Source organism: Flavobacterium sp. JAS (genome assembly GCF_020991455.1).
GTDB lineage: Bacteria > Bacteroidota > Bacteroidia > Flavobacteriales > Flavobacteriaceae > Flavobacterium.
On the sequence record NZ_JAJMOX010000008.1, the window covers coordinates 1 to 19,612 of the forward strand.

General features: G+C 34.2%; 14 protein-coding genes. 11 read left to right on the forward strand and 3 right to left on the reverse strand.

Annotated elements, in window-relative coordinates:
- Positions 1-4: 4 nt before the first annotated feature.
- The gene (locus tag LPB88_RS12705) at positions 5-1,006 is read right to left on the reverse strand and encodes an LLM class flavin-dependent oxidoreductase (protein ID WP_230716065.1); all 1,002 of its coding nucleotides are present in this window, start codon (positions 1,004-1,006) and stop codon (positions 5-7) included.
- A 286-nt stretch (positions 1,007-1,292) separates the two neighbouring features.
- Positions 1,293-2,510: a polysaccharide deacetylase family protein gene (locus tag LPB88_RS12710; RefSeq protein WP_230716066.1), complete on the reverse strand. Its 1,218-nt coding sequence runs from the start codon at positions 2,508-2,510 to the stop codon at positions 1,293-1,295.
- A gap of 234 nt (positions 2,511-2,744) precedes the next feature.
- Here LPB88_RS12710 and LPB88_RS12715 point away from each other — a divergent pair, with 234 nt between their 5' ends.
- Entirely contained in the window at positions 2,745-3,536 is a 792-nt protein-coding gene (locus LPB88_RS12715) for an alpha/beta hydrolase (RefSeq protein WP_230716067.1), read from the forward strand.
- Here the strand turns inward: LPB88_RS12715 and LPB88_RS12720 are convergent.
- Positions 3,528-5,510 carry a sigma 54-interacting response regulator gene (locus LPB88_RS12720; RefSeq protein ID WP_230716068.1) on the reverse strand — a complete coding sequence of 661 codons (1,983 nt, stop codon included), beginning with the start codon at positions 5,508-5,510 and terminating at the stop codon, positions 3,528-3,530. The two genes, LPB88_RS12715 and LPB88_RS12720, sit on opposite strands and share 9 nt — an antisense overlap.
- 205 nt (positions 5,511-5,715) lie before the next feature.
- On the opposite strand from LPB88_RS12720, the gene LPB88_RS12725 reads away from it, so the two are divergent.
- The 10 genes from LPB88_RS12725 (at position 5,716) to LPB88_RS12770 (ending at position 19,399) form a co-directional block, all read left to right on the forward strand.
- Complete coding sequence (locus LPB88_RS12725; protein ID WP_230716069.1) at positions 5,716-8,148, forward strand: sensor histidine kinase; 2,433 nt, start codon at positions 5,716-5,718, stop codon at positions 8,146-8,148.
- 60 nt (positions 8,149-8,208) lie between these two features.
- Entirely contained in the window at positions 8,209-9,549 is a 1,341-nt protein-coding gene (locus LPB88_RS12730; protein ID WP_230716070.1) for a sigma-54 dependent transcriptional regulator, read from the forward strand.
- A gap of 215 nt (positions 9,550-9,764) precedes the next feature.
- Positions 9,765-10,046, forward strand: a complete 282-nt coding sequence (locus LPB88_RS12735; protein ID WP_230716071.1) for a hypothetical protein — start codon at positions 9,765-9,767, stop codon at positions 10,044-10,046.
- Between the two features lie 169 nt (positions 10,047-10,215).
- Positions 10,216-10,293 (forward strand): K(+)-transporting ATPase subunit F, encoded by a 78-nt coding sequence (kdpF, locus tag LPB88_RS12740; RefSeq protein ID WP_072975519.1) that lies wholly within the window; start codon positions 10,216-10,218, stop codon positions 10,291-10,293.
- Between the two features lie 128 nt (positions 10,294-10,421).
- A complete protein-coding gene (gene kdpA / locus LPB88_RS12745; RefSeq protein WP_230716072.1) occupies positions 10,422-12,143 on the forward strand; it encodes a potassium-transporting ATPase subunit KdpA in 1,722 nt (573 codons plus the stop codon).
- 11 nt (positions 12,144-12,154) lie between these two features.
- The gene (kdpB, locus tag LPB88_RS12750; protein WP_230716073.1) at positions 12,155-14,188 is read left to right on the forward strand and encodes a potassium-transporting ATPase subunit KdpB; all 2,034 of its coding nucleotides are present in this window, start codon (positions 12,155-12,157) and stop codon (positions 14,186-14,188) included.
- A 96-nt stretch (positions 14,189-14,284) separates the two neighbouring features.
- Positions 14,285-14,851, forward strand: a complete 567-nt coding sequence (locus LPB88_RS12755; RefSeq protein ID WP_230716074.1) for a K(+)-transporting ATPase subunit C — start codon at positions 14,285-14,287, stop codon at positions 14,849-14,851.
- A gap of 432 nt (positions 14,852-15,283) precedes the next feature.
- Positions 15,284-16,360 (forward strand): porin, encoded by a 1,077-nt coding sequence (locus LPB88_RS12760; RefSeq protein ID WP_230716075.1) that lies wholly within the window; start codon positions 15,284-15,286, stop codon positions 16,358-16,360.
- 91 nt (positions 16,361-16,451) lie between these two features.
- Positions 16,452-17,573, forward strand: coding sequence for a sensor protein KdpD (locus LPB88_RS12765; protein ID WP_230716076.1), 1,122 nt, complete (start codon positions 16,452-16,454; stop codon positions 17,571-17,573).
- A gap of 104 nt (positions 17,574-17,677) precedes the next feature.
- Positions 17,678-19,399, forward strand: coding sequence for an ATP-binding protein (locus LPB88_RS12770; RefSeq protein WP_230716077.1), 1,722 nt, complete (start codon positions 17,678-17,680; stop codon positions 19,397-19,399).
- Positions 19,400-19,612 lie beyond the last annotated feature (213 nt).

The window sequence follows — 19,612 nt, forward strand, 5'->3', positions numbered from 1 at the left end:
GTAATTAGTTTAAAGCGTCGATTACTTCTTTGGTGATTTGAATGCTTTTTAGTTTTGCCTGATGATCAAAAATTGGACTGGTCACCATTAACTCATCTATTCTTGCGTAATCAATAAACTTTTTAAGATCGACTATTAACTGTTCTTTGTTTCCGGTAAAGGTGCAAGCTGTCATTTGATTGACATGAAAACGTTCTTCTTCGCTCATAATATCATCCAGAGACGGAACTGGCGGCTGTAAACCTTTTCGATCGTTACGGATCAGGTTAAGGAACATTTGATACAAACTCGTGGATAGAAATTCGGCTTCTTCATTGGTGTCTGCGGCAACGATATTCACACACGCCATGGTTTTGGGTTTATCTAAAACTGCTGAAGCCTGGAAATTTTCGCGATAAAACTCAAATGCCTGAATCATTTGGCGTGGTGCAAAATGTCCAGCGAATGCATAAGGTAAACCATAAGCAGCAGCGAGAGCAGCACTTTCCATACTTGAACCTAAAATCCAAATAGGGATATTTGTGCCTTCGGCTGGGAAAGCACGAACTTTTGCTGTAGCATTTTCTACTGAGAAATAATCCTGAAGCTTGGTTACATTTTGCGGAAATCGCTGCGCTTGCTCGAAAAAATCTTTTCGGATTGCTTCGGCTGTTGGCTGATCTGTTCCTGGTGCTCTACCTAATCCTAAATCAATTCGGTTTGGGTAAAGTGTTTCTAAGGTTCCGAATTGTTCGGCTACTATTAAAGGAGAATGGTTCGGCAACATGATTCCGCCTGAACCTACGCGAATGTTTTTTGTCTGACTGGCGATATAACCTATTAAGACTACCGTTGCCGAGCTGGCCACATGTGCCATATTATGATGTTCGGCGAGCCAAAAACGCTTGTATCCTAATTGATCTGCGAGTTGCGCTATGTCTTTTGTTTTTTGAAATGTTTCGGTAGCATTGCTATCTTGTGTGATAATTGCTAGTTCTAATATAGAGACTGAAATTGGGTTTTTCATGAAAATTTTTGATTTGCACAAAATTAATTCATTTATAGAGATGTCTTTTCTTTTCTAGTGTTAATAGAATTATAATGTTTCTCCTTAAAACCAAAACCACAATAAATCAGTCATTTTGATAATTAATTTAAAAAATATAGAGATTAATTAAATGTTTTTGCAGCCCAATTCCCCGAATTTTCTCAAATTATTTTTTTGCCACAGATTAGATGATTCTCTCAGATTTACCTAACCTGCGTGAAATAAAATCCATATAATCCTTTTAATCTATGGCAAAAACCTTTTTCTATTTTAGTTGAATCGTGATTAATTTATGTGTTGTTTTTCCGTCACTTGAAATTTTAAAATCTGGTGAATTTGATTCTATTTCGAATTTTGAAGGTGAATCAACAAACAATGAAGAAATAGCACGATACCTAAATGTTTCCGGAATTTCAGGAAGTTCAATTGTTACTAAACCTTCTTTATTATTTTGCTCGTAATTGATTTTGATTCTGTCACGCAACCAAATATATTCGTAAACCTCCTGCCAAGGCGCCATCCAAATACTATCGTCTCCTTTTACTCCATATTTATTGGCAATTGTGGTCATATAATATTTAAAATCCGAGAAACGCATACTCAACGACCACAGATTTTGATTTCCAACTCCATGTGTGAATTCATTATACCAAACTGGGTTTGGTGATTTTACAACTGACGCTAAGGTTTCCAGATAATGATCCATAGTTTTAAAACCAATTGTATCTTGTGAACTATGAACAAAAGTCCTGGCATAAATCATTTTATCCAAATTTACTTTTTCTTTCACATTAATTATTGGTCCTGAACCTACGTAAGAAGCCACTGAAAAAGAACCATTTGCCAATGCATCTCTTTCATATTCCAATTGATATCCGGGATCACTTTCGCCGCCAGGCACTACAAATTGCGACATCGTAAATCCTAAATTTTGTTTTATTGAAGCTGTATTCTCGGTTACTTCAGTCAAAAAATTAGTTCCGTGTTTGGTTGCATGATGAAAGCCATGATTCAAAACATCCCAACCGGCATCATACATTTCTTTTACTTCAAGCCAGGAAAGATGTCCGCGATTGGCTGGTAAATCTCCAATTGCTGCACCATTAACGGCTAATCCCAATTTAAACGGAATTTTGTTTCCCAAACCATTCGTATAAAAAAGACCTTTTGAAGTTGTTCCGTCTCCACCCTGATCGTTTTTCCATTCGCTAATCATTTTTCCGTTAATTTTTCCTCCATTCAATAATGGGAAAGCGGTTAAATAAGTAGATCGATATCCATCATCGACAGTAAAACTGTACGCCAAATGTTTATTGAATTTTAAAGCAGAAGTTTGAATTTTTACTTTTTCAGTTGATTTTAATTTTATTTTAAAGGAAATCGATTTTGTTTTTAAGGAATCAACTTTAGGATTTGAAGTATTTGCTGAGCAAAAAAACATTCCATTGATAAGGACAAAAGAAATCAATAAAAATGTTTTCATTTGGGGTTGTATTATATTCATTTGAAATATCTGATTTAGAGTCTCTAAAGATACATTTCTTTGAAAAATTATGTTCCAAAAAATGATATTTCAATAGTTTAAAATCGCATTTAACGATATATAATAATTCTTATCGTACAAAATGCGAGAAGTTCTTTTATAATCAATACTTTACAAATAAGGCATGTAGTTTGTTATTTTCTAAATATTCAAAAAAATCTCAAACTACTTATTATGTACCTATCTAATACAAAAACCATTGTGTTTATTACAGGAGCATTTGTGAGTCATTCTTGCTGGCAGGAGTGGATAGTTTTTTTTGAAAATAAAGGATACAAAACTGTTGCGCCACCATGGCCGTACAAAAACGAATTGGCAGAAACTTTAAGAAGTGAACATCCAAATTCTAAAATTGCGCAGCTGCGCTTAAAAATCTTAATTGATTACTATACTGAAATTATCGAAAAACTATCAGAGAAACCCATCCTAATTGGGCATTCTTACGGAGGTCTTTTGACCCAATTATTAATTCACAAAAAACTAGCCGCCACAGGAGTATGCATTCATTCTTTTCCTCCAAGGGGTGTTGTCACAACCAAATTCTCTTTTTATAAAGCAATATGGAAAACTTTGGGCTTTTTTTCTTCTACAAAAAAGACGCATTTAATGTCCTTTAAAGAATGGCAATATGCTTTTACAAACGGAATGTCTTTTGAGGAACAAAAAGCATCTTATGAACAATTGTTGATTCCGGAATCTAAGCAAATAATACGCGACGTATTGTCAAATTCAGCTAAAATTAATTTTAAAAAAGCCCACGTTCCAATACTTTTTTTATCGGGTTCTAATGACAATATTATACCATCATCACTCAATTATTCTAATTTTAAGAAGTACAAAAACGTGCATTCTATAACGTGTTATAAGGAATTTGAAAATAGAAACCATTTTGTTCTAGGACAATTGGACTGGAAAGAAACCGCAGATTTTATTGTCAATTGGCTGGAGAAAATCAGTTTAATTTAATTCTCTTTTGATTTCCAGTTTTTTGATTTTTGAATTTAATGTTGAAGGATGTATGTCCAGAATTTCTGCTGCACCACCGGTTCCTGATATTTTTCCGTTGCATTTTTTCAGGATGTACAAAATATAATCTCTTTCGTTTTCCAGAATAGTTTTGATCGAAAATGACTCGTTTGCCTGATCAGGGTGCATTTTTGAAGATGACGAAAATTCGATTTCTTTAATTGTGTTTCCGTCCGTCAATAAAATTGCGCGTTGTATCACATGTTCTAATTCTCTAATATTTCCCGGCCAGTTGTAATTCATGATTTGCTGTAAAGCATCTTCTGAAAATACAGGAGCTTTTCGCCCCATTTTCTCACTGTAAACCTGAGTAAAATAGTTTGCTAATTCCGGAATATCTTCTTTTCGTTTTTTTAATGGCGGAACTAAGATTGGAAAAACATGCAAACGATAATACAAATCCATTCTAAATCGTCCGGCAGCAACTTCCTCTTCTAAGTTTTTATTGGTGGCGGCAATAATTCTAACATCAACTTTTAGAGGCTCTTTTCCACCAATACGTTCGATTTCTCTTTCCTGCAAAACGCGCAATAGTTTAACCTGAAGTTCTAATGGCATCTCTCCTATTTCATCTAAAAAAATAGTTCCACCATCGGCCAATTCAAATTTACCAATTCGTCTGTCTAAAGCTCCTGTAAAAGCACCTCTTTCGTGTCCGAAAAGCAATGATTCTGCAAGATTTTCAGGAATGGCCCCACAATTTATAATGACCAAGGGTTTGTCTTTTCGAGGTGAAAGTGCATGAATGCTTTGAGCGATTTTTTCTTTTCCTGTTCCGCTTTCGCCCAAAACTAAAACGGAAGTATCTGAAGGAGCTACTTTTCTAATATGGTCAAAAACAGTTATCATTTGACTGCTGTTTCCTATTATTCCCTCAAAGCCAATTATTCTTTTTTCAGAAGCTGAACTTTTACTTACGGTTTCTTTTTTTACTTTTTCACCCACATTCAAAACTTCTCCTGAATTGGCTTTATTGATAAACTGAAGTAGATTATTTTCTAAGTTTGATAGCAGTTTTAAATTTCCATCAGAATACACGCTGAAATTTCGACTGTAAAAAGTAAAATAAAATTTTTGAGCTGATGCGATTGTAATTGGGAAAACCAAATACGATTTGATTCCGAAATTATGAGCAATTAAACTTTTTATTGGTGCTTCCTGAAAATTATTTATCAATGATTCTTCGCTATATATGATAGGTTTTGCATCAGGTCTTGATTTTTTATAAGTCTCATTTAATTCTTTTACCGAAACATCTGCTATTTTAGATAGTTTTTCGGGACTTATAATCTGATAATCATCTATGTTTTTACGCATAATACCCAAATTATCATAACTTGTCGTATTCAGAAAACCAACTTCTAAGTAATCAAACGAAATAAAGGATTGTATTTTTTTTGCAAGCAATAACAATGCATCTTCCCATTTCAAATCAGAATTTACAATTTCATTGATAGCATTCTGAAGCTGTAATTGTTGCATCAACTGCGATTCTAAACTATATTCCTGACGATAAAAAGCAATCTCAAGCGTGGTTAAAACATCTTGTTCTCTAAAAGGTTTTACGATAAATCCGTAGGGCTGTGTGGTTTTTGCCTGATCTAAAATACTTTTGCTGGAATTGGCCGAAATAAAGATGAATCCAATATGCTTTTCTTTTAAAATCTGAGCCAATTCGATTCCGTTTCGGGTTCCTTTTAGCATAATATCTAAAAACACCAAATCAGGCTTTTCACTTTCAATTTGTTCTAATGCCTTATCAACAGAACGTGCAATTCCAGTCACTTCATAATTTGCTTTTTCGAGTATTAATTGCAAATCATGTGCTTCAATAAATTGATCTTCAACAATTAAAATTCGCTTTTTAAATATTGTTTCAGATACATTATTTATTCCACTGGAATTCGTTTTCATAATTATAGCGTTTTGGCGTTATATTAATCTAATATATCAGTATAAAATTAGTTAATTTTACGAAGCAAAACCTCGATTTCTTTAAATTTAAATCATAAAATAACGCTTTTATGTGAATTTTCCTGATATTATTTCAAACCATTAAAAGCCTTTATTTTATATTTGTTTACCACAAGACCTTAACAAATTTAATCCTGAGCAAAATATGAAACAATTCTATTTTTTATATTTTTTATTCTTTCTCATATTTCAATCTTGGGCACAAACTTCGCCTTCAGTAACTAAATATGACTTAAAGAAAAAAAGGCTTTTGATTCAGGCTTCTTCCATCTATTTATACAACTCAAATCAGGGTGCAATTGATGTAGACAGTTCTGTTGTTCTGGCTTGCAAAGCTTATAAATTACCGGTTTCTTTAACTTACGACGAAGGATTTAATGATGGTTCTTATTTAATTGGAAAAGATTTAATAGAAAAAGGAGATACTAATTCGGTAAAACGCCTTCTGGCAAAATCAAAAGGTGAGGATCAAATTAAATTATTGATACAATTAGGAAACTTTTACCTTTTTAAACCCGGAACAAAACCCGAAGACTTACAAGATGCCTTCTTATATATCAAAGAAGCAGTTGATTCAAGTAATTCCCTTAAACTAAAAAAATGGCAACATCAGAGTTTATTGTTGTTAGGCAAGTATTATTTTCAAGCAAATAATCAACCGGAAGGAAAGAAATACTTTTCGCAGGTTATCAATGAATGCCGAAAACAGAATGATAAACTTGGCCTTGCAGATGCTCTCGATGCATATGGAACTCTACTGTCTAATTTCGATCCTGAAAAAGAGAAAACACTTCAGGAAGCCATTTCTCTTTATGCCGCATTGGGATTAGAAGAAAAAAGAATAGAAAACTACATGAAAATTACCACCATCTATTTTTGGACAGGAAGAATCGATGAGGCTAAAAAAAGATTGTATCAAAATTTAATCGATTTGAGAAAAATTGGTTTCACACACCAGCAATTTGCAGAAACAACCATTGTATTTATCGAATTGAATCAGCGTAACTTAAAAAGCGCTTTGTACTATGCTCTAAAAAGTATAAAAAGGATGGACGCTGAAAAAGATTATACTTTAGGCGATATTTTTTACATGCGTTTGGGAGATGTATACAATACAATGGGACATAGCGAGGAAGCACTGGAACTGTATAAAAAAAGTATCGAAATAGGGCAGCAAACTTTAAATAGCGGTACCTGGTATAAAAGCTTTTTTAGTGCTGTTACAGCTCTATCCTTAAAGGGAAAAAATAAAGAAGCTCTTGATTATATTAATTCAATGACTGCACAATATCCGCCAAAAATTGTTTTTGATAAAATGTCTGTTGCTTTCATTAAAGCTAATTGTTATAATGGTCTGAAGGATAACTTACAAACCGAAAAATATTTTAAGGAAATGGACTATTATGCACAACAGTTAACTGCTCCTGAAACCTTTAGAGAAGTTGTTTACGAATATACTTTGATGGCTTTGTTTTATGCTAATACAAATCGCCCACAAAAGGCAAAATTCTATACTGATAAAGTCTTTGCACTTTGTAAAGCCAATAATAAAACCTACAATTCAGAAGTGTTTCAGGTTTTATTATTCAAAATAGATTCTATTAACGGGAACTACAAAGGTGCTTTAACACATTTTCAAAATTACAAAAAGCTGAGTGACTCAATTATTGGCAACACTAAGAACAAACAAATCGAAGAGTTAAAAATTGAATATGAGACTAAAAATAAAGAAGAAAAAATAAAGCTTTTAAACGATCAGTCGAAATTGCAGGAAAGTGAATTACAAAAATCAAAACTCTTGAATACTTTATCGATTTGGAGTTTGATTTTACTGTTAATTACGATTGGTTTGCTGTATAATCGATATCGTCTAAAACAACGAAATCATGCTAAGCTTGAACTCAAAGAAAAAGAAATCAAACACAAAAACACTAATCTGAGGCATTTACTTCATGAAAAAGAATGGCTTTTGAAAGAAATTCATCATCGTGTAAAAAATAATCTTCAAACCGTAATAAGTCTGTTGAATTCACAATCGGCTTATTTGGATAATGATGTGGCATTATCGGCGATAAAAAACAGTCAGCATCGAATTCATTCCATGTCTTTGATTCATCAAAAATTGTATAATTCTGAGAATATTTCGACAATAAATATGCCAAATTATATCAGAGAATTGATTGAATATTTGAAAGAATCCTTCAATCTTGGGCAAAGAATTAGGTTCGAAATAAAAATAGATCCGCTAGAATTAGATGTTGCACAAGCAGTTCCGCTTGGACTTATTTTGAATGAAGCTATTACCAATTCAATTAAATATGCTTTTCCGGATGATCGAAGCGGAATGATTTTTATTTCGCTTGAAGCAACGACAAAAAATCGTTATTTATTGACAATATCTGATAACGGAATTGGTATTGATACAGATTTTAGCGGTAAGAAAATCAATTCGTTTGGGATGAGTTTAATAAAAGGTTTGAGTGATGATCTGGATGCAGAATTTTCAATGGAAAACAATAACGGAACGATTTTGAAAATTGAATTTTCGCAAGAATTTCCAATCAATCAAAAAAGTTGAATGATTTAAAACCTAAATTTGTATCTCGAAAACAAATTTCGATTCAAGACTTTTCCTCAAATGACACATAAAATTTTAATTATAGACGACGAAGAAAAACTCAGAAATCTGTTGGCACGCATCATTAAATCAGAAGGATTTGAAGTTTTTGAAGCCAAAGATTTGAAATCTGGTTTTAAGAAACTCGAACAAACAGATATTGATGTTGTTTTATGTGATGTAAAATTACCTGACGGAAATGGTGTTGATTTTCTGCAAAACATAAAAGGAAGTTTTCCTTTGATCGAAGTCATCTTACTAACAGCTTTCGGAAATATTCCGGATGGTGTTCAGGCCATGAAAAATGGTGCTTTTGATTATATTGTAAAAGGTGATGATAACGACAAAATTATTCCGCTTTTATACAAAGCCGTCGAAAAAGCGCATTTGCAGAAAAAAGTTCAGCAATTAGAAAAACGTATTAGCGATAAATATTCTTTCAATACCATTATAGGAAAATCTAAAGGAATCGAACAAGTTATTGATCTTGCCAAAAAAGTAGCTAAAACCGATTCGACTGTTTTGCTTACCGGCGAAACCGGAACCGGAAAAGAAGTTTTTGCCCAAGCCATTCATGAAAATAGCAATCGTGTTGGAAAATCGTTTGTGGCTCTAAACTGCAGTACTTTTAGTAAAGAAATTCTCGAAAGTGAACTATTCGGACACAAACAAGGTGCTTTTACCGGAGCTTTAAAAGATAAAAAAGGTTTTATTGAAGAAGCCAATGGTGGAACTTTATTTCTTGATGAAATTGGAGAAATGCCAATAGAGTTACAGGCAAAATTACTCCGTGTTTTAGAAACCAGCGAATATATCCCGATTGGTGATACAACTCCAAAAAAATCAAATTTTAGATTAATAGCTGCGACCAATAGAGATTTAAAAATAGAAAGTGAAGAACACCGTTTCCGTTCTGACTTATATTTCCGTTTGAATATTTTTGAAATTACACTTCCGCCTTTACGCGAAAGAATAAAAGATATTGGTCCACTTACTCATTCTTTTGTCAAACAATTTTCTGAAAAAACGAATAAAAAAACCTTAGATATCGCTGATGATTTTCTTCAGAAATTAGAAAATTATTCGTGGCCGGGAAACATTCGAGAACTTAAAAATGTTATCGAAAGATCTGTAATTTTAAGCAACGGAACTATTTTAACTTGTGATGTTTTGCCTTACGAAATGCAGCATCAACCTGAAAAACCAACAAAGTCAATGTCGGCTTTCTCTATGCAAAGTGTAGAAAAACTTCATATTCAGAAGGTTTTAAACTATACGAAAGGTAATAAAGCAGAAACGGCCAGATTGTTGGAAATTGGTATTGCTACTTTATATCGAAAGTTAGAAGAATATAACTTATAGCACGATTCCTGCAAGGTTTTGAGAACCTTGTAGGAATCGTTAATAGCCAAGACAACCTTATCATTTCAATAAAAGCTTATCATTTTGATAGGCTTTTTTTATGCCTCATTTTTGGCATAAAACTACATTCCTTTTATTTACAACACTTTAGCACCATTCTTATTTTTTCGGAACATATTTTGGCATAAGTGAGATGAACAAAAAAAATCATTCTCATGAAAAATCAAGTCACCACAATCTACAAACAAGCTGAACGCTTTGCCGAAATTACCAAAAAATCTATCATTTCCGGTAATATCGTAAGAGCAAAAAAATGTCTGGCACTTGCTGAACGTTTATTTATTACCGGAAGTATCGAAACTAAAAATGCCATTTCTAATGTGTATGTTTTTTCGGTTTCTTCTTTTATGGAAGTACGTCACTGCAATATTTCACATCTGTTTCCTCAAACGCTTAAAGCGGAATATATCAAGCAAATTAACACATCTGGTGTATAAAAGTTTAATCGGTTAAATGTTTAATTGTTTAATCGCCTAGCAATCTGAAATCGTAAGTCTAAAATCTAAAATAATCTCCATGTTAATCACTTTCCTTTTACTCGCATTGGCAGTTTTGCTTTTTGCCATTTGTTTTAAATCAGTTGAATTTTTTGAAAAAATCTAAATCATGACTGCACTATTTATTATTTCGATCGCCGTTTTTGGCTATTTGGTTTATGTATTAATCAAACCTGAAAAATTTTAAAAAATGAAAAAGTCACAATCTAAAAAAATGCAAATAGTATATGCGTGTGTGGCTTGGTCATTAGCCTTTATAACACTTATTATGTTTTTATAAAAGCCCAAATTTATTTAATTTCTAACATACAAAATATGAACACAGAGTTATTTGGCATCATCAGTATTTTTATCATTACGATAGTTTTAGCCATTCCAATAGGAAAATATATTGCTAAAGTTTATTTGGGTGATAAAACATTGTTTGACCCAATTTTCAATCCAATTGAAAAATTTATTTTTAAAATCAGCAGCATCAATTCCACTGAAGAAATGAACTGGAAACAACACTTAAAAGCACTTTTAGGTATAAATATGGTTTGGTTCTTTCTTTGCTTTTTTGTTTTACTGTTTCAAGGATCATTGTTTTTAAATCCCGATAACAACCCGTCTATGAGTCCAGATTTGGCTTTTAATACTGCCATTTCATTTGTCGTAAATTGTAATTTACAGCATTACTCAGGCGAAAGCGGCGTTTCTTACTTGTCACAAATGTTCTTAATGTTCCTGCAATTTGTTTCTGCTGGTGTTGGAATGGCAGCTGCGGCAATGATTTTTACTGCAATGAGAGAAAGAACTACCGATAAACTGGGTAACTTTTACAATTATTTCATCAAAAGCTGTACACGTATTTTATTACCACTTTCTACTATTGTAGCAGTTGCTCTATTATTTAGCGGAACTCCTATGACGTTTGAAGGAAAAGATGCTATCACAACTTTACAAGGTGATCATGTAGAAGTTTCTCGCGGACCCGCAGCGGCATTTATTGCTATTAAACATATTGGTACAAATGGTGGTGGTTTTTTTGGAGCCAACTCGGCACATCCATTAGAGAACCCAACTTATTTTACCAACGCAGTTGAATTATGGGCGCAATTAATTGTTCCGTTTGCTATGATTTTTGCTTTAGGTTTTTATCTAAAGAAAAGAAAATTATCTTATGTAATTTTTGGAGTCATGACGGTTGGATTCTTACTGCTGGTTATTCCAACAGTTATTAGCGAAATCAACGGAAATCCCGCTATCGAAAAAATGGGAATCTCTCAAGCAACCGGAGCCATGGAAGGAAAAGAGGTTCGGTTTGGTCCAGCGATTTCAGGTTTTTGGAGTATTGCTACAACCGTAATTTCTACAGGTTCTGTAAATAGTATGCACGATAGTTCAATGCCAGTTTCCGGTGCTATGGAATTACTTGCCATGATGGTCAATGCCTTTTATGGCGGTTGTGGAGTTGGGATTCTGAACTTCTATGTTTTCATTATTCTGGCTGTATTTATCTCTGGATTAATGGTAGGTCGAACACCTGAGTTTCTAGGAAAGAAAATCGAAGCTCGGGAAGTTAAAATTGCGGCCTTTATTGCTATTCTTCATCCTTTATTAATATTATCAGGAACAGCTTTAGCTTCTTATTTTGCAGCACATGATACTGCAATGGGTTACTGGTTTAGCGGAAACGCAACAGGCTGGTTAAACAATCCGGCACATCATGGATTCTCAGAAATGTTATATGAATATACTTCAAGCGCCGCTAATAACGGTTCTGGTTTTGAAGGTTTAGGAGATAACAATCCGTTCTGGAATATCACTACAGGAATTGTGTTGCTATTGAGCCGTTTCATTCCTATCGTTGGGCCATTGGCAATCGCAGGATTATTGGCTAATAAAAAATACATTCCGGAAAGTGCAGGAACTTTAAAAACTGACACTTCTATTTTTGGAGTAATGGTTTTCGCCGTAATCGCAATTATTGCTGCTTTATCATTCTTCCCAGCGTTGGCTTTAGGTCCATTGGCAGAATATTTTACCTTAAAATAATATAAAAGAAAATGACATCTAATAAATCCAATTCATTATTTGAAAGCAAACAGGTAAAAGAAGCTTTAGTGCAATCTTTTGTGAAGCTTAATCCAAAAATGATGATCAAAAATCCGGTAATGTTTACCGTAGAAATAGGAACTGCCATTATGTTTGCTGTTTGTATTTCCATTTTAATGGGAGCAACAGATCAAGGTAGTTTTATCTATAATTTAATTGTGTTCTTAATTTTACTTGCAACGCTTTTGTTTGCCAATTTTGCCGAGGCTATTGCCGAAGCCAGAGGGAAAGCTCAAGCTGACAGTTTAAGAAAAACACGTGAAGAAACTCCTGCAAGACAAATTTTGCCTAACGGAGAAATCAAAAACATCAGTTCATCTGAATTGAAAAAAGGAGATATTTTCGTTTGTGAATCAGGTGATTTAATTGCTACTGATGGTGAAATTATCGAAGGTTTAGCAACTATCGATGAAAGTGCTATTACGGGAGAAAGTGCTCCTGTAATTCGGGAAGCTGGTGGTGATAAATCATCTGTAACCGGAGGAACAAAAGTATTGTCTGATAAAATTAAAGTAATCGTAACTTCTGAGCCTGGCGAAAGTTTCTTGGATAAAATGATTGCTTTGGTTGAAGGTGCAAGCCGTCAAAAAACACCAAACGAAATTGCCTTGACTATTTTATTAGCCGCATTTACTTTAATCTTCGTGATTGTGTGCGTTACGCTAAAACCGTTTGCCGACTATGCAAATGCACCCATCACGATCGCGGCTTTCATTGCACTATTTGTTTGTTTGATTCCAACTACAATTGGAGGTTTACTTTCAGCAATTGGTATTGCGGGAATGGACAGAGCATTGCGCGCCAACGTAATTACAAAATCCGGAAAAGCGGTTGAAACTGCCGGAGATATTGACGTATTGCTTTTGGATAAAACCGGAACAATCACAATTGGAAACCGAAAAGCCACAAATTTCTATCCTGCAAAAGGAGTTTCAGAAGAAGATTTTATAAAATCTGCTGTGTTAAGTTCACTGGCAGATGACACTCCGGAAGGGAAAAGTATCGTGGAATTGGCTGGAGCCGAAACTGCCAATAAATTATCAATTGAAGGTGCTACTTTAATAAAATTTACCGCAGAAACCAGAACTTCCGGAGTTATTTTAAAAGACGGAACCAATATTAGAAAAGGTGCTCAGGATGCTGCAAAAAACATTGCACTTCAAGCCGGAAACTCTTTCCCTGAAGATATTGCCCAAAAAGTAATTGATATTTCGTCTAAAGGAGGAACGCCATTAGTGGTTATTAAAAACAATCAGGTTCAAGGTGTTATCGAATTACAGGATATCATTAAAACGGGAATGAAAGAACGTTTTGACCGTTTGAGAAAAATGGGTGTAAAAACGGTGATGGTTACAGGAGATAACCCTCTAACAGCTAAGTTTATTGCCGAAGCTGCCGGTGTTGATGATTTTATTGCCGAAGCAAAACCTGAGGACAAAATGAATTACATCAAAAACGAGCAAAACCTTGGTAAACTTGTTGCTATGATGGGTGACGGAACCAACGATGCTCCTGCCCTTGCGCAAGCCAATGTGGGTGTTGCCATGAACAGCGGAACTCAAGCTGCTAAAGAAGCCGGAAACATGGTCGATCTTGACAATGATCCAACGAAATTAATTGAGATTATTGAAATTGGAAAACAGCTTTTAATGACTCGCGGAACTTTAACTACTTTTTCTATTGCAAATGACGTTGCGAAATATTTTGCTATTGTTCCTGCTCTTTTTATTACTGCGATTCCTGCGCTTGAAGGATTGAATATCATGCGTTTACACAGCCCTGAAAGTGCAATTTTATCAGCGGTAATTTTCAACGCCATTATCATTCCGATATTGATTCCATTAGCATTGAGAGGTGTTGATTATAAACCAATTGGTGCAAGTGCAATCCTTAAAAGAAACCTGTTGATTTATGGTTTAGGCGGATTGATTGTCCCTTTTATCGGAATTAAATTAATTGATTTACTTGTTACCTTATTTATGTAAATATTAAGCTTCTGAGGTTCTAAGTCGCTAAGTTTCTAAGTTTTTTTCTTAGTCTTAGCAACTTAGTAACTCAGCGACTTAGAAACTCAAAAAAAAATGAAAACTATATTTTCACTATTAAAATTGACACTGCTTACCGTAATTCTGTTTGCAGTTATTTATCCCTTGGCGATTTACGGAATTGCACAATTTGCTCCAAATCATGGAAAAGGGGAAACTATTTCCGTTAACGGAAAAGTGGTTGGTTACCAAAAAATCGGTCAGAAATTCGATAAATCGAATTATTTCTGGGGAAGACCTTCGGCTGTAGATTATAATGCTGCAGGAAGCGCAGGAAGCAACAAAGGACCAAGTAATGCTGAATATTTGGCTTTGGTTCAAAAAAGAATTGATACGTTTTTAGTCGTTCATCCTTATTTAAAAAAATCTGAAATTCCGGCTGATATGGTTACGGCTTCAGGAAGTGGTTTAGATCCGAATATTTCTCCGGAAGGTGCCTTGATTCAGGTAAAACGTATTGCCAAAGAAAGAAAATTAGCCGAAGATAAAGTAAAAGCTTTAGTTGAAGCAAATATCAATACGCCAAAAGTTATGGGAACTCCAACAGTAAATGTGTTGGAATTGAATGTGGCTTTGGATGAGCTTTCTAAGAAAGGTTCTTAGGTTCTGAGTTGCTAAGTTACTAAGGTTTTATCCTGCAAGGTTTTCAAAACCTTGTAGGTATGCTAAAGTAATTCGCTCATTTTGTGTCATTTCGACGGAGGAGAAATCCTCGTTGCTAAATCGACATAGATTGACATTCTTTGCGGAGTTTCTTGTGAAGATTTCTCCTCCGTCGAAATGACAAATCAAGACGTTGACAAACTAAAACTTAAATTAATACCTACAAGGTTTTGAAAACCTTGCAGGAAACGAAAATGCCTTTTTTACCTCAAATGCCCTAGCCCCGATAGTAGTGAAAATCCTTTTGTGCCGGTCCCGATAGCTATCGGGAGACACAAAAGATTGAAACGGATAGCGGGAAATAGCTCCTAAAAAACTTATTCAGAAATGACGAACTGAATAAATCTACTAATAAAATACCACATTAATAAAATGAAAAAAATTATACTTACCGCTTTAATCGCTTTTGGTTTTAGCAATTTACATGCACAGGAAGAATCAAAAAGTCCGCTTACGTTTTCAGGATATGTAGACGTTTATTATAGTTATGATTTCGGGAAACCGGATAATCATACTCGTCCAAGCTTTTTTTATAACTATAACAAAAGCAATGAAGTAAACCTGAATTTAGGACTAGCAAAAGTGAATTACTCTAAAGATAATATTCGCGGAAATTTTGCCTTAATGGCGGGAACTTACGCTGAATATAATATGGCGGCGGAACAAGGTTTATTGAAAAATGTATACGAGGCGAATGTGGGTGTAAAGATTTCACAAAGCCATAATTTATGGATTGATGCGGGAATTATGCCGGCGCACATAGGTTTTGAAAGTGCAATTGGAAAAGATTGTCCGACTTTAACGAGAAGTATTCTCGCTGAAAACTCTCCGTATTATGAAACGGGAGTTAAAATTGGTTACACGTCTGAGTCCGGAAAATGGTATTTGGCAGGAATGTACTTGAATGGCTGGCAACGTATTGAGAAAGTTGAAGGCAATCATACGCCTGCTTTTGGAACACAAGTTACCTATAAACCATCGGACAGAGTGGTTTTGAATTGGAGTACTTATGTTGGAAATGAACAACCGGATATCGACAAAAAATGGCGTTATTTTAATAACTTTTACGGACAATTTAAAGTAACGGACAAAACAAATGTTACGGCTGGTTTTGATGTTGGATCCCAACAAGCAGCTAAAAATAGTAACAAATACGATACTTGGTTTTCACCAGTTTTGATCGTGCAATACAAACCAACTGATAAAATTCAATTAGCGGCTCGTGGCGAGTATTACAGTGACGAAAAAGGAGTTATTATCGCAACGGAAACTCCAAATGGTTTTAAAACTTACGGATTTTCAGCTAACTTTGATTACTTAGTTACTGATAATGTAATGTTTAGATTAGAAGCAAGAAATCTTTCGAGTAAAGATGAAATATTTACAAAAGACAATCTTCCAACGAATACAAATGCGTTTGTAACAACTTCGCTGGCGATTTCATTTTAGCTTTAAGCTATAGGCTTTACGCAGTAAGCTTTTAAAACGCAATCCTGCCTAAAGCCTAAAGCCTAAAGCTTATTGCTTAAAGCATATTTTTATGGAACAGAAAAATAACGCACAGCACTTTCTCGATTTAATTCAGAAATCACGAAAAGGAAAGTTTAAAGTCTACATTGGGATGAGTGCCGGTGTGGGCAAAACTTACCGTATGCTGCAAGAAGCGCATTCGCTGTTGAAAAACGGAATTGACGTGAAAATTGGCTACATCGAAACACACATGCGAAAGGAAACGCATGAACTTTTATCTGGTTTGCCCGTGATTCCGCGGCGAACCATTTTCTATAAAGGGAAAGAGCTGGAAGAACTTGATGTGCAAGCGATTATCAACCTTAGACCTGAAGTTGTAATTGTTGACGAATTGGCACACACGAATGTTGAAGGAAGTAAAAATGAGAAACGCTGGCAAGATGTTTTAGAAATTCTTGAAGCGGGAATCAATGTTATTTCGGCAGTAAATATTCAGCATATTGAGAGTCTGAATGAAGATGTAAAACGCATTACCAATATTGACGTTCAGGAACGAATTCCGGATAATGTTTTACGATTGGCCGATGAAGTCGTGAATATCGATTTGACTTCTGAAGATTTGATTGCACGTTTGAAGGAAGGAAAAATTTATACGGCTGATAAAATTCAGACGGCTTTGACAAACTTCTTTAAATCAGATCAAATTCTGCAATTACGCGAATTGGCTTTGAAAGAAGTGGCAAGTCAAGTGGTTCGAAAAGTTGAAAATGAAGTACCTCAATTACACGCTTTACGCCACGAAAAACTTTTGGCTTGCATTAGTAGTAATGATAAAACGGCTAAAATTGTGATTAGAAAAGCAGCACGTCTGGCGAGTTATTACAACGGAAGCTGGTATGTTTTGTATGTGGAAACGCCCAAAGAAAGCAGCACCAAAATTGCATTGGACAAACAACGCCATTTGATTAATAATTTTAAGTTGGCAGTACAATTAGGCGCAGAAGTGATTAAAATAGAACATAAAAATATTGCAGACGCAATTTTAATGGCGGTTGAAGAAAAACATATTACAACTGTCTGCATTGGGAAACCACATTTGAATTTATTTAAAGTAATTTTGTCTACAACGATTTTCAGACGCTTATTAAATAGCTTGTCTTTATCGAATGTAGACCTTGTTATTTTGTCGTAATTTTTTTTACCATTAAGAGATTAAGAAAGATTAAGCTTTGGCTTTATGAAACTTAATAACTTAATGGTTCATATATAAAAAAACTTGTTTTTAAAACAAACGTCATGAGAATTAAAACTAAATTGAATCTGGGAGTTGGATTATTATTTTTAATGATTATCATACTTTCACTAGTGAGTGGATATTCTGTTTTTTTGATAAAAGCAGACACTGAAAATATTCTGAAAGCAAATTATAATACGCTTGAATATTCCCGTAATATGATTTTGTCTTTGGATGAAATTAAAATGAGTACCGATAATAAGATCCTTACTTTTAAAGAATATCTTGAAAAACAAACTCAGAATGTTACTGAGCCCGGTGAAAAAGAAGCAACAACTAAACTTGAACAAGATTTTTTGCTTCTGCAAAAAAACAGCACAAATGAAACTGTAAAAACACAAATCAGGCAAGATATTTTCGCAATTATGAAACTCAATCTCGATGCCATAAAACAGAAAAGTGATATCGCCAAACATACTGCCGAAAATGCTAATTTATGGATTGCTATTGTGGGAACTTTATGTTTTTTAATTGCTTTTAATTTGCTGGTTAATTTACCCAATAATATTGCCAATCCAATTAAGGAACTAACTCAGAGTATTAAGGAAATTGCCAATAAAAATTATTCAGAACGTGTACATTTTACCAATCATAACGAATATGGAGATTTGGCAAAATCGTTTAATACAATGGCCCAGAAACTCCAGGAATACAACAACAGTAATTTGTACAAATTATTCTTCGAGAAAAAACGACTGGAAACACTTATCAATAATATGCACGATCCTATTATTGGATTGGATCAGGAAGGTGTCATTTTGTTTGTGAATGATGAAGCTTTGAAAATTATCGGAATGAAATCTGAGGATGTTATCGGAAAATCGGCTTCTACTCTAGCCTTGTCAAATGACTTAATCCGCTCGTTAATTTTGAAAGAATTGGCTTCCGATTCTCAGAAAAAACAACCGATGAAGATTTTTGCTCACGGAAAAGAAAGCTATTTTGATAAAGAAACCATCAATATCACGATAACTCCAACTGGCGAAGAAAAAGAAATCAATATTGGCGATGTGATTATTCTTAGAAATATTACTCTATTTAAAGAACTTGATTTTGCAAAAACTAATTTTATTGCCACCGTTTCGCACGAATTAAAAACGCCAATTGCTTCGATAAAACTAAGTCTTCAATTGCTTCAAAACAGCAAAACCGGCGACATGAACGATGATCAAAAACAATTGGTCGAAAGTATAAAAGATGACAGTCAAAGGCTATTGAAAATCACTGGTGAATTACTGAATTTATCACAACTGGAAACCGGAAATATTCAGCTGAATATTGACAAAAGCAATCCGTATGCTATTGTAAATTATGCTGTTGAAGCTGTAAAAGTTCAGGCAGAACAAAAACAAATAAAACTAGTAATTGATGCCGATGAAAATCTACAAGATGTAAAAGCCGACAGCGAAAAAACAGGTTGGGTTTTGATTAATTATTTATCAAACGCAATTACCTATTCATCTGAAAAAAGTACGATTATTATCAGATTAAAAGAAGAAAATAATCAAATTGTATTTCAAGTAATTGATACCGGAAAAGGCATCGACGCAAGATACAAAGACAAGGTTTTTGATAAATATTTCCAGATTCCCGGAAGTCAAAAATCAGGAACCGGATTAGGTTTAGCGATTAGCAAAGAATTTATTGAAGCACAAAATGGTATTATTGGTGTAGAAAGTAATTTAGGCTTAGGAAGTACATTTTGGTTTTCGTTGAAAGTATAAAAAAGAACCATAGGCTCAGCCAATTTTGTAGGGCTGGATTTTAATCCGATTCCATAAAAACATATAATGCCAAAACAATATGTTTAGATTTATATCCATTTTCAACGGATTAAAATCCGTTCCTACAATATAAATCATTCCTACGGAATTTATATAGCCCCCACAGTACATTCTTACTAATTTTTGTTTTTTTTACCAATATTTAAATCCTAA

Coding starts and splice junctions, on each gene's coding strand:
- LPB88_RS12760 (WP_230716075.1), top strand. CDS start 15,284: ATGAAAAAAATTATACTTACCGCTTTAATCGCTTTTGGTTTTAGCAAT.
- LPB88_RS12770 (WP_230716077.1), top strand. CDS start 17,678: ATGAGAATTAAAACTAAATTGAATCTGGGAGTTGGATTATTATTTTTA.
- LPB88_RS12710 (WP_230716066.1), bottom strand. CDS start 2,510: ATGAAAACATTTTTATTGATTTCTTTTGTCCTTATCAATGGAATGTTT.
- LPB88_RS12735 (WP_230716071.1), top strand. CDS start 9,765: ATGAAAAATCAAGTCACCACAATCTACAAACAAGCTGAACGCTTTGCC.
- kdpF (WP_072975519.1), top strand. CDS start 10,216: ATGACTGCACTATTTATTATTTCGATCGCCGTTTTTGGCTATTTGGTT.
- kdpA (WP_230716072.1), top strand. CDS start 10,422: ATGAACACAGAGTTATTTGGCATCATCAGTATTTTTATCATTACGATA.
- LPB88_RS12705 (WP_230716065.1), bottom strand. CDS start 1,006: ATGAAAAACCCAATTTCAGTCTCTATATTAGAACTAGCAATTATCACA.
- LPB88_RS12720 (WP_230716068.1), bottom strand. CDS start 5,510: ATGAAAACGAATTCCAGTGGAATAAATAATGTATCTGAAACAATATTT.
- LPB88_RS12715 (WP_230716067.1), top strand. CDS start 2,745: ATGTACCTATCTAATACAAAAACCATTGTGTTTATTACAGGAGCATTT.
- LPB88_RS12755 (WP_230716074.1), top strand. CDS start 14,285: ATGAAAACTATATTTTCACTATTAAAATTGACACTGCTTACCGTAATT.
- LPB88_RS12725 (WP_230716069.1), top strand. CDS start 5,716: ATGAAACAATTCTATTTTTTATATTTTTTATTCTTTCTCATATTTCAA.
- kdpB (WP_230716073.1), top strand. CDS start 12,155: ATGACATCTAATAAATCCAATTCATTATTTGAAAGCAAACAGGTAAAA.
- LPB88_RS12765 (WP_230716076.1), top strand. CDS start 16,452: ATGGAACAGAAAAATAACGCACAGCACTTTCTCGATTTAATTCAGAAA.
- LPB88_RS12730 (WP_230716070.1), top strand. CDS start 8,209: ATGACACATAAAATTTTAATTATAGACGACGAAGAAAAACTCAGAAAT.